Consider the following 12,379-nt stretch of genomic DNA (forward strand, 5'->3'; position numbering starts at 1 on the left):
CAACATGGACGTTCGTCAGTACGCCTTTATTGCTCGACAGTCATCTGCAGATGTAGAAAAACACGAGCACTTCTGGGGCATGCCCAAGCGCGGACTGGCGTTCCTGCTGGCCAACGTCATGTTCTGGCAACCGATGTGGGCACAGGCGGACGGCATCGTGGTGGCCAATCCCGGCACAAGCCTGGGTCAGGCGGGCAACGGCGTGCCTATCGTCAACATCGCCACACCCAACGCTGTAGGCCTGTCGCACAACCAGTTCCATGACTACAACGTCGGTGCGCAGGGCGTCATCCTCAACAACGTGGCGGTGCAGACCGGGCAGACACAACTGGGCGGGATCATCGTCGGCAACCCCAACCTGACCAATCGGGTGGCGGCCCAGGCGATTCTCAACGAGGTAATCAGTGGCAATCCCAGTCAGTTGCGCGGTTACACCGAAGTCGCGGGGCAGTCGGCGCGGGTGATCGTCGCCAACCCTTACGGCATCACCTGTAACGGTTGCGGGTTCATCAACTCACCGCGGGTGACCCTGACCACCGGCAAGCCGGTGATCGATGGCATGGGGCGGCTGGACCGCTTTCAGGTCGATCAGGGCAGCGTCGCCATCGAAGGTGCGGGGCTCAATGCCAGTAACGTCGACCGCTTCGAGATCATCACCCGCAGCGCAAAAATCAACGCTGAAATCCAGGCACAGAACCTGACCATCGTGGCCGGTCGCAACGACGTCAACGCGCAAACCCTCGATGCTACGGAGCGAGCCGACGATGGCAGTTCCAGGCCGCAATTGGCGATCGACTCGTCCGCGCTCGGCGGGATGTACGCCGGGGCGATCAAACTGGTGGGTACCGAGGCCGGTGTCGGGGTGAAGCTGGCGGGCAACCTGGCGGCCAGTGGCGGTGATATCCGGATCGATGCCAACGGGCAACTGACCCTGGCGCAGGTTTCTGCGGCCAATGCCGTCAACATCAAGGCGTCCAGCCTCGATGCGCAAGGTCCGGTCTACGCCGGCACCAGTGCCAATGTGCAAACCCAGGGCAATCTGACCAACCAGCAGACCCTTGCGGCTCGCGACAGCATCAACCTCAGCGCCGGTGGGCAACTGACCAACAACGGCATCGTCGAGGCCGGTGTCAATGCGGATAACACTCGTAACAACGCGGGTGATGTAAACCTCAGCGCCGGCAGTCTCGGCAACGTCAACAAAAGTGTACTCGCCAGCCGCAACCTCACCGTCAACGTGGGGCAAACCCTGAACAACCAGGGCGGCACTTTGAGCTCGCAGAACACTCGGGTGTCGGCTTCGACACTGGACAACCAGAACAAGGGCCGGGTGCTGAGCACCGGCGCCCTCAGCCTCAACGTCGGCCAGGCGCTCAATGGCGGCGGCCTGATCAACAGCACCGGATCACTCGACGCAACCATCGGCCAGTTCAATAACCGTGGCGGCGAACTGTCGAGCCTGCAGGATGCGACGCTGCGCATGGGGAGCCTGGACAACGTGGCAGGTCTGGTAAATGCCGGCAGGGCGCTGAGCATCACTGCCACAGGCGCGATCAACAACCAGAACGGCAGACTGACGTCGCTCGACGGCCTCTCGCTCAAGGCCGGACACGTCGATAACAGCAACAAGGGGCGGATCGCCAGCAACAAGGCTTTGGCGATGAATGCCGCCAGCCTTGATCAACATGACGGCGGTCAACTCACCAGCGATACGTCACTTATGCTGGATCTGAACAACGGCGACTTGAATAACCAGAACGGCCTGATCAACGCACCGCTGCTGGTACTGAAAAACCTGCGACAGGTTGATAACCGTAACGGCGAAATTTCCAGCGCCCAGGCCTTCACACTGGCGGCTGCAAGCCTGGACAACAGCAACGGGAAACTGCTCGGCAATCAAGCCCTGACACTGCATGTGCAACAGGCGTTGACCAATATCAAGGGGCTCATCGCTGCTGCCGGCATTGATGCTCAAACCGGCAGCCTGAACAATAACGGCGGCACATTCACCAGTCGCGCAGATCTGAGTCTGCGGGCTGACGGCCGTCTGGACAATCAGGACAGGGGCCTGATCAACGCCACTCGGGTACTCGACATTACCGCTGCGAGCGTGAACAACCAGAATGGCGGTTCGCTGCTCGGCAGTGCCATTGCCATTGATTTCAGCGGTGCGATGGGCGATCTCGACAACAGCAAGGGACTGATTACCACCAAGGGACAGTTAAGCATCAGCCACCTGCGGGATCTGAACAACCAGGGTGGCGAGTTTTCCAGCGACCTCAGCTACACGCTTGCCGCACGCAACATGGACAACAGCGACGGCAAACTTTTCAGCCGTCAGCGGCTGGATTTGAACGCAGAGAGTACACGCAATCTCAACGGCCTGATTTCCGGCTGGCAGGGCTTGAGCCTGCTCGGCGGCAGCCTGGACAACCGTAACCACGGCACCCTGTCCAGCCGTGACGGCGACCTGCTGGTGGATCTCACGGGCGATATCCGTAACAGCAACACCGGCGCGCTGGTCAGTAAAGGCGCCTTGAAAGTCAATGCAGGCAGTCTAGACAACTCGGACAGCGGCGTTCTTTCCAGTGAGAGCGCGCAAACCCTGACCCTCACCGGCACTTTGAACAACGCACAGGGTGGTCTGATCGACAGTGGTGCCGATCTGGGCATTACAGCCAAACGCCTGGACAACACCAAGGCGACCATCAACGCCAAGCAGGACATCCGTTTCATCGGCACTGACCTGGATAATACCGAAGGCGTTCTGGCCAGTGATGCGGCTGTCAATCTCGACCTGCTTGGCACGCTGATCAATACCAAAGGTCAGGTGGTTGCAGCCGGCCCGCTGGCGATCACCCGTGCCGCGCAGATCAATAACCAGGGCGGCAAACTGGTGAGCCAGAAACTGCTCAGTCTGTCGACCGGCGGTCTCGACAACCGTAATGGCGGAACCGTAGCTGCAAACGATAACCTCACGCTCACTGCCAGTGGTGCGGTGCAAAACAGTGGCGGCCTGATCTACAGCGATGCGGCCGATCTGCAACTGAACGCCGCCAGCCTCGACAACGCCGGGGGATCGCTGCAAAGCGAAGGCGCACTTACCGTCAAGGTCGGTGGTGCGATCGATAACCAGAAGGGTCGACTCGTTGCCAAGTCCGGCAACCTCGACGTCACTGCCGCCAGTCTCGACAGCCGCGGCGGTGTGCTGTCCAGCCTCAAAAGCGCTTTCACTGCACAGATCGGCGGCTTGTTGCGCAATGGGCAGGGAGGGGTGATCCAGGCTCAGCATGTCACACTCAAGGCCCTGGCCGGTCTCGACAACGAGAGCGGACGGATCGCTGCGCAAAGCGGTGACACGACCCTTGATCTGGGCAACACCGGCAATTTCATCAACCGCAACGGTGTGCTGGTCGCCAGGCAGCGCGTCAGCGTCACCGGCAGGGATTTCGATAATAGTGGCGACACGGGTGGCCAGATCGCGGGCCAACAAATCGATCTCAGCCTGCGCGGCGCCCTGAACAACCGCAAAGGCATCATCGAAAGCGCCAGCACCCTGAGCGTCGGCGCCGCCAGCGTCGATAACCAGACCGGTCAGTTGCGCGCACTGGGCAACACCGGCAAAACCGCGTTCACCGTCGGCGGACTGTTCGACAACCGCAACGGCGCCGTTGAAAGCGCCAACAGTGACTTCAGCCTTGGGGCGGGTGGATTGTTGAACGCGGGCGGTAACGTGCTGCATGTCGGGAGCGGGATTTTCGACATTGCCACCGCTCAACTCGGTAGCGCCGGCGGCAGCTTCGTCACGCGTGGAGCCCTGACGCTGGCGGCGGATAGCTGGACCAACGCCAGCGTGATCCAGGCCGACCGCCTGACCGTCAACATCAACAACCTCAACCAGACCGCAAGTGGTCAATTGCTGGCGGCCAGCAAGCTGACAGGTAGCGGAGGTTACTGGAACAACGACGGGTTGATCGCCAGTGACGGATCGCTGGATCTGACCTTGTGGGGCAACTATTCCGGCAACGGTCGCACCAGCAGCCTTGGCGACCTGACGCTCAAGAGCAGTCAACTGACCCTCGGTGCCGGGACCAGCATTGGCGGTGGCGGCAACACCACGGTCAATATTAACGGCCTGTTGAGCAATCAGGGGCGGCTGACATCCAGCGGCGATCTGACCCTCACTGCCGCCACCGTCAACAACTACGGCACCCTCGGCGCCGGCAAAGACCTGACCCTGACCACTGGCGCACTCCTGAACGACAGAGGCCTGATCACCAGTGGCGGTGACATGCGTCTGCTGTTGTCCAGTTTCACCAATGCCTACGGCAACGTGTACGGTCTGAGCAATGTGCACATCGGCCGGGATCGCGACAGCGGCAAGGCAGACTTGCTGGACAACCGTTCTGGTGAGATCTACAGCGCGCAGGACCTGACCATCAATGCCCTGACCGTGAACAACGTAAGGGACATTCTCGAGTACACGGCACATGAAAAGAGCTCGGTAGTCATCACGCAAATCGACTGCAACCTGATCCCGATTGCCGGGTGTGATTTTCGCAGTGGCGGCCGACGCAACGGGCATTGGGAGATCGCCGAAACCGATCGACTGAAAGTCGACAACAGCAGTGCTGCCGCGAGCCTGACCAGCGGCGGCAATATGTCGATCAACGCTCAGGCGCTGAACAACGCCAGCAGCACCATCGCGGCCACCGGCAATATCAATGTGACTGCCGGCACCATCACCAACAAAGGCCTGCAAGAGCAGGAGATCATCACCAAGCGAACTTACTGGAACTACGTTGACCAGATCTTCGCCGCCGAGCCCGCCGCCAAAGCCTTCAACGACAAGAACGGCGGCACGCCTTCGGCCACCGTCGAAGCGGATTTGAGCCATTTCATCAGCCTTCTGGGCGGTGGCAAGCTGACCGAAAGCGTTTCCACCGTCACGGGTTCGGGCAGCTCCTACGACGCGGTGATACAGGCCGGCGGCAACATCCGACTGGATGCGGCTCAGACCATCGACAACAGCGTGGTACGGCCTTATTACAGCTACGTCGCGGCGGGCAAGACCAATACCGATACCGGCGTTGGCAACGGCTACTCCACCGTGGTCAAGATCAATCCGCAACTGCCCCCGGATCTGGCCCAGCAACAGGTCAGCCCGATCGACTTGCCGGGCTTCAGCCTGCCGACAGGTCAGAACGGACTTTTCCGTCTGAGCCAGGAGGGTGGCAGCGCGCCGGCCACTACCGGCCCGCAAAGCTGGACGCTCAGCGGCGGCAAAGTCACCGGCGGCGTGTCGACCACACCGGTGACCGTAAACCGCGTACAGGGTCTGCCAAGCAACGCCGGCAAATCCCAGCCGCACAAATACCTGATCGAAACCAATTCGGTGCTCACTGACCTCAAGCAGTTCATGAGTTCGGATTACCTGCTCCAGGGCCTGGGCTACGACGCCGATCAGAGCGCCAAGCGCCTGGGTGATGGCCTGTTCGAACAGAAACTGGTCCAGCAGGCTGTCGTCGCCCGGACGGGGCAGCGCTTCATCGACGGTCAGACCTCCGACGAGGGGGTCTTCAAGTACCTGATGGACAACGCCATCGCCAGCAAGAACACGTTGAACCTGAGTGTGGGCGTCAGTCTCAGTGCGCAGCAGGTCGCGGCGTTGACGCACGACATCGTCTGGCTCGAAGAGCGTGAAGTGAACGGCGAAAAAGTCCTGGTGCCGGTGCTGTACCTGGCCAACGCCAATAATCGCCTTGCGGCCACGGGCTCGTTGATCCAGGGCAAGGACGTCACGCTGATTGCCGGTGAAAACCTTGAAAACTCCGGCACGTTGCGCGCCAGCCAAAACCTCGATGCCACGGCCAAAAAGGATCTGGTGAGCAGTGGTCTGGTCGAGGCCGGCAACCTCTTGAAGCTGACGGCGACCGACAACCTGACGAACAAGGCCGGGGGGATCATTTCCGGTCGCGATGTCACGCTCACCGCCGAACGCGGCGACGTGATCAACGAACGCACCGTGACCACCCACCGCAGCAGTGACGGCCGGCTCAGCGAAGAAACCGACTTCGTCGATAACGCGGCGCGGATCGAAGCGGCGAACGCACTGGTTATTGGCGCCGGTCGGGACATCAACAACAGTGGCAGTGTGCTGAAAAGTGGTGGCGATACCACGCTGACGGCCGGGCGCGATGTACACATCGACTCGACCGAGCAGACGACTGATCGCAGCAATACCAACTATCAGTATTCGACGGTCAAGCAGCATGGCTCGGACGTCAACGTCGGCGGCACACTCAAGGTTACGGCCCAGCGTGACGTCAGCGTTGTGGCGAGTAATGTCGAGGCCAAAGGCAATGTCGATATCAATGCCAAAGGCGACCTGACGATCAGCTCGGCGGCTGACGAATCCCATGCCAGCGGCTGGAACAAGAAGTTCCGTGCGGAGGAGGATCACGTCGCCCAGCAATCGAGTGTGATCAAGGCAGGTGGAAGCCTGACGCTCAATGCCGACAAGGATCTCAACCTGATCGCCAGCCATGTCAAGTCGGGTGGCGAGGCTTTTGTTTATGCCGGCGACGACCTGAACCTGCTGACCGCTGACAACCTCGATCACTCGTTCTATACCAAGACGAAGAAGGGCGACTTCGGCAAGAAAAAGTCCGTGATGACCGAGAGCGAAAGCATCACGTCGGTCAGTTCGAGTATCGAGTCGGGAAGCAAACTGGTGATGTCTGCGGGTCAAGACATCAATGCACAAGGGGCCAAAGTCAGAGCCGATGGAACACTGCTGGCCACTGCCGGCCATGACATCAACCTCGATGTAGCCGAGGACTATGCCAGCCAGGCCAGTGCCTCTTCGAAGAAGAACTGGAAATCCAGCAAATCCAATAGTGCCGAGGCCACTCAAACCCGCTTGAACAGCACCGAGTGGGTTGCCAAGAGCATGGAGCTCAAAGCCGACAATGACATTACGTTGAAAGCGGCTTCGTTGCGTGCGGCTGATGAGATCAAGCTGACAGCCGCCAATGACGTATTCATTGGCGCCGCCCAGGAAACACAAACCTCCAGTCAGTCGCAGAGCTCTAGCAAAACCGGGGCGACGATCACCGGACTGCTGTCCAACACGCAGAAGTCACAACAGGGTCAACAGACGTCCACCGAGAGCATCGGCAGCGATATCAGCGCCGGCAGCCTGCAGATCAAGAGCGGTCGGGACACGGTCGTTGAAGGCAGTACGCTGGTGGCCGACAAGAACATCGGTATCAATGCCGGGAGAAACCTGGAAGTCATCAGCGCTGAAAACACCACGACTGCCAGTTCCTCTTCAGGCAACAAGAAGGTGGGCGAGATCGGTTCCTGGTGGCAGGGCGCGACCGGGATCGTCAAGACCAAGGAGTCGGATCAGAGCACCACGACTCGCCAGTCGGGCAGTCAGATTGCGTCGCTTGGCGGCAACATCCTGCTGACAGCCGGGGATCATTACACCCAGACAGCCAGCCAATTGGTGACCCCGGTCGGCGATATTGGCATCACGGCCAAACACGTGGACATCGGCGAGGGTTACGACACTCTCAGCTCCACCAAAACCGCCAGCACCAGTCGTACTGCCGTGGGGGGCACGGTGAGCATTCCACTGCTTGATGCGTTGCGTGGTATCCAGCAGATGGGCGAAGCCGCCGAAAAAACCACCGATGGACGAATGCTTGCACTCGCCGCCGTGAACGCGGCAATGAGTGCCGATCAGGCGATGGACGCTGGCAAGTCAATGACGCAAGACCCACGGACGGGCGTGAAAGTCAGCGTCAACCTCAGTAATAGCCAAAGCCAAATGAACAGCAGCCAGAGCGGCAGCAATGTCGTCGGCAGCGGCGTGATTGCGGGTGGCAACATCAACATCGTCGCCAAGGGTGCCGGTGCCGACAGCAACATCAATGTGGTCGGTAGCCGCATTGAAGGCGGTGGCGATGTTTCGCTGAATGCCGATGGTGCAATCAATCTTCTGTCCGCGCAGAACACCGCGCATCAGGAAAGCACTAACAGCAACAGTGGCTGGAGCGCCGGGATCGGTTTCGGCTTCGGCGAACAAAACGGCTTTACCCTTGAGCTCGCCGCCAACAAGGGGCGAGGGACCACTGATGGTGACGACGTCACGCACACCAACACCTCGGTCAAGTCCGGCGGCACGCTGAGCCTGAAAAGTGGTGGCGACACCAACATCAAGGGCGCCACCGCCAGCGGCGAAACGGTCAAGGTCAACGTGGGCGGCGATCTCAATATCGAGAGCCTGCAAGACACCAGTACCTACACCTCCAAGCAATCAAGCGCCAACGTCGGCCTGAGTGTCTGCGTGCCTCCGTTCTGCGTCGGCAACAGCAGCGTCAGCGGCGGTATCGCCCAGCAGCACATGCAAAGCGAGTACGCCAGTGTTTCCGAGCAGTCGGGCATCAAGGCGGGTAATGGTGGCTTCCAGGTCGAGGTCAAGGGCAACACCGACCTCGTCGGGGCGATCATCGCCAGTACCGACAAAGCGGTGGCTGACGGTAAAAACACGTTGAGCACCGGCACGCTCACGACGTCGGACGTCAAGAACAAGGCTGAGTACGATGCCAGCAGCATCAACCTCAGTGGGGGATATGGCGCCGACATGGGGCGTGATGCCAATGGCAATGCCAGCGCAACGGCCAACAGGGGCGGGCCTGTCGTCGCCAGCAAGGATGGCGTCAGTGCAACTACGCCGGTCGTCCTGTTCGCCAGCGGCAACTCCAGCAGCACCACTTACAGCGGCATCAGCGGCGCGGCCGTCACTATCACCAACAGTACAAAGCAACAGGAACTGACCGGGCAAACAGCCGAACAAGCCATCGCTGCGATCAACACCGATGTTTCCAGCGAGCGTGACGGCAGCAATAAACTCAAGCCGATTTTCGATGCCCAGGAAATTGGTGTTGATTTCGAGATTGTCGGCAAGTTTGTGCAGAACGTTTCGCAGTTCATCGAGAACCGCGCGCGTGAAATCGATGACAAGAAGAAACAGGCTGATCTTGAGTACGCGGCTGCGCGAAATCCGAATCTGTCTGAAAAGGATCGGCTGGCACACCACGAAAACTATCTGCAACTTCAACAGCAGATAAAAGAGGTTGGCGACAACTGGGGCGCAGGCGGAACATACCGACAGATCGCAACGGCTCTGGTTGCCGGCATCAGCGGTGGCGTAACCGGCAGCAGCGCGCAATTCGCGCAAAACATGGTCGTCAACTACGTCCAGCAGCAAGGCTCGTCGTATATCGGCGACCTGGTGAAAAAAGGCCTGAAAGAGGGCAGTCCGGAGCACGCTGCCTTACATGCGATTCTTGGCTGCGCAGGTGCTGCCGCCAGCAATCAAAGCTGTTCGGCGGGTGCCTTGGGTGGTTCGGCGTCCAGTGTGCTGGCCGGCCTGTTTGCGGATTCCGACCCGAACGAAACCGCGATAGAACGCGAAGCCAAACGTAACATCATCACCAGCCTCGTGACCGGGATTGCGGCCATGAGCAATCCGAACGGCGCGGCAACAGCGAATAACGCGGCCACCGCAAACATCGACAACAACTGGCTTGCGACACAGCAGTACGTCCAGGCCATGAAGGAAGTTGACGCAGAGCCCAATCTGGCCAAGAAGCTGGCGATCATTGCAAAGTGGGGGTACATCTCGGCCCGGCAGGATCTGCTGACAGCTTCCGGCGTCATGAAAGGCTTCACGGACGGCATGGCAGGTGCGGGACTCGGCGCGCTGGACAGTGCAGTGAATCTCCTGCGTGACCCGGTGGAAAGCTTTCACGCCATGAACGAGTTCCTTGCCTCCGATGAGGCGGTGAACATCCTTGGTAAAAGCGTTGCTGATGCCTTCAAATCGCAACTTTCGCAAATCCTTGAAGCGGCCACCGTGGGCGGCGACGAGAACGCGGAGAACGTTGGCCGGCAAATGGGGCAGGCCGTAGCGCTCATCGTTCAGCTCATGGCCGGCGGCGGCACCAGTTCCGCGAATGCGTCGCTGCAACTGTCGCGTATGGGGATCGACGTCTCGGTCAAGACCATCAAAGAGGTCGGATCGACAGTCAAGATCGACCATCTCAAGACGCAGATCACGAAGTTTTCGGAGAAGCTGCCGGATACGGATGTGCCGGTACTGGATCCGCAGAAGCCGGTGGTGCCGCCAAAAACAGATGTAACCCCACCAAAGGTGGACGTGACAGTTCCCAAAGATGGTGATCTGCCACCGAAAGACGGTGTCAAGCCGTCGGAAGTCGAGCCACCGCCTCCGGTAAAAGGGCCAGATGAGTTCATTCCACCAGGAATGGACCGACCTTTCAGACCTGTAAATCTCGACCATCCGCCCCTTCAGTCTGTTGTGGATGCGATGGAAAGTCCTCTGATTAAAAAAATGGTAGCGTGCGACAGTGTCGACTGTTCGGAAATAGCGATAAAACTATTCGACGCAGCCGAAGGAAAAGGAAAAATCATTGAGGTTAGGCCAGTCCAACCCGGGAAACTGACGCTGTTTGAGAATGGCAAGATTGAGGCGGATCAGATATACCATCAGGTTTATACGGATGGTCGCTATGTATACGACCCGCGCCTGTCTTCAAATCCGATTCCAAAAGGTGATTGGGAACAGCACATCAAGGGAATGAATCCTGAGGGTGTTAAGATTTCAGATAATTTAAAAGGTCTTTGAGTTATGAAGATTGAGAATGATGAAGGTCGCCTTTTGAATGTTATTGCTGATATCGGCGATTTGGAGTGGCGTAAGTATCGGCAGCGTTATCCGGATGTGATGGTGGGCAGTAAGATGCAGAGGGAGGATCATTCTGCTTTTCTTCCATTCATTGCGTTCAGATTCAAAGATATCAGGGAGAGTGAAATTGAAAAGTTGCGGAGTGCGGTGGAGGGCTACAAGGGAAAGATGTCGTGGTCGCTTGTTGGTAATGCACGCGAAGGTTTGCCTGGAACCAACTGGATGATAGCCCCCGCCAGGCTCTGGGAAGTAAGTGATTGTGCTTCGAAAGCAAATCTGACTGCTGCCGTCTATTTGTCGATCCATGAACCTGCACTGGGTCCGGCCGCGTACGAGGATTTGGTCGGCCTCACTGAATATGTTCGTTCGGCGTTTCAATTGTCTTAATAAGAATCACAACGGGTAGAAATTAAAAGAAATTAAAAGGGCGCTGATTTATTTGATTTAATAAATCTGTCCCTTTTTTTTGTCCCGTTTTTTTGTGAAAACTGAGCGGAAAGGGGACAGATTTATTTGATTAATAAATCTGTCCCCTTTTTATGCTATTTGAAGGGGCCTGAGGATTTTAACAAGGCGTTGACGAGCACAGCGCTAAGTGCCGGTTTCGAAAAATTTGTTGTCGCCAATGGTTTCTCGAAGGAGGTAGCCAGCAAGGCTTCGAATACTCTCGGCATGGCCAATACTTGGGATAAGCTTGCGGACAGAACGCTGGATTTTTTAAGGACAAGTAAATGTTGGGAGAGCTCAAACGGTACAAACATGTAATTGGTCTGACATTGCTGGTGGTCGCATTAGTCGCTGGCTTTATACGGTTCAACGGGGACCAGGAGCGTTTCTTTGCGATGGTCTTGGGACAGATATGGTTTGGTCAAGCGGTCTACAATTACTTGCGCGATGGATGGGTCACGATTGGGCCGGGAGGAATGAGCCCTGAAGATGATCCAATGCACCGAGCGGTGCTGGCGGGAGTAGCGATGTTTTTGTACATGCTTGTGTTTTTTCTCTTCTGAATACAAAACGTAAATAGGGCAGACCACGTTCAGAGATATTTCGATACGTGGTGTGTCCCGGTTTGCGCGCAAAGGATCCAGGATTTGAGCGAAGTAAAAAAATACCCACGTCTGAAAGTGTTCCTGGCTTTTCTTCTCTGCCCACTGGTTCCAGGGTTTATCGCAAGCATCATCAAGACCCTTGCAACGATCTTCCATCTGGCCATGAACCCACGGCTGATGGGCGAGGTCGTGGGAGGGGAGTTAATGTTGATGCCGTTCCTCGGCCCCTTGCTCGCCGAGGTGGTATTTCTTGTACCGTTTTTGCTGTTCGCAATGGTGATTGCACTGATGAAGGTCAAACGGACGGACCGATCCTGTTCAGTGATTGCTCTGTCGGGTGCCGCGTTGGCTACTTTATGGGTGACACCGTTTGTGCTGGCCGTTGTATCGGATGTAAAGGGAGCGACCTTTTCGGATGAGATGTTCGGAATGTTCGTGCTGTTCGTCACGGCAATGGCGACATGCTGGCTGACAGCGCGTTTCTTTCTGCCTGTTCCGGCAGAGCCATCGTTGCCTTGAACCCCCAAATGAAAACGCCCCGAACATT

Annotated in this window: 4 protein-coding genes; all 4 read left to right on the forward strand. The window is 57.9% G+C overall.

Annotation, left to right across the window (positions count from 1 at the left end; all coding sequences use genetic code 11):
• Positions 1-4 precede the first annotated feature (4 nt).
• Positions 5-10,720, forward strand: a complete 10,716-nt coding sequence (locus ACTJK9_RS03515; protein WP_440812150.1) for a hemagglutinin repeat-containing protein — start codon at positions 5-7, stop codon at positions 10,718-10,720.
• Between the two features lie 3 nt (positions 10,721-10,723).
• Entirely contained in the window at positions 10,724-11,167 is a 444-nt protein-coding gene (locus ACTJK9_RS03520; RefSeq protein WP_085610566.1) for a hypothetical protein, read from the forward strand.
• A gap of 344 nt (positions 11,168-11,511) precedes the next feature.
• On the forward strand, positions 11,512-11,790 hold the full coding sequence (locus ACTJK9_RS03525; RefSeq protein WP_440812152.1) for a hypothetical protein: 279 nt from the start codon (positions 11,512-11,514) through the stop codon (positions 11,788-11,790).
• 84 nt (positions 11,791-11,874) lie between these two features.
• Positions 11,875-12,351 carry a hypothetical protein gene (locus ACTJK9_RS03530; protein WP_256575400.1) on the forward strand — a complete coding sequence of 159 codons (477 nt, stop codon included), beginning with the start codon at positions 11,875-11,877 and terminating at the stop codon, positions 12,349-12,351.
• Positions 12,352-12,379 lie beyond the last annotated feature (28 nt).

The sequence above is a fragment of the Pseudomonas sp. 22082 genome, assembly GCF_052046055.1.
Taxonomy (GTDB): Bacteria; Pseudomonadota; Gammaproteobacteria; order Pseudomonadales; family Pseudomonadaceae; genus Aquipseudomonas; species Aquipseudomonas pharyngis.

Excerpts from the sequence above, each read along its gene's own strand:
- ACTJK9_RS03515 (WP_440812150.1), top strand. The coding sequence starts at position 5 with ATGGACGTTCGTCAGTACGCCTTTATTGCTCGACAGTCATCTGCAGAT.
- ACTJK9_RS03520 (WP_085610566.1), top strand. The coding sequence starts at position 10,724 with ATGAAGATTGAGAATGATGAAGGTCGCCTTTTGAATGTTATTGCTGAT.
- ACTJK9_RS03525 (WP_440812152.1), top strand. The coding sequence starts at position 11,512 with ATGTTGGGAGAGCTCAAACGGTACAAACATGTAATTGGTCTGACATTG.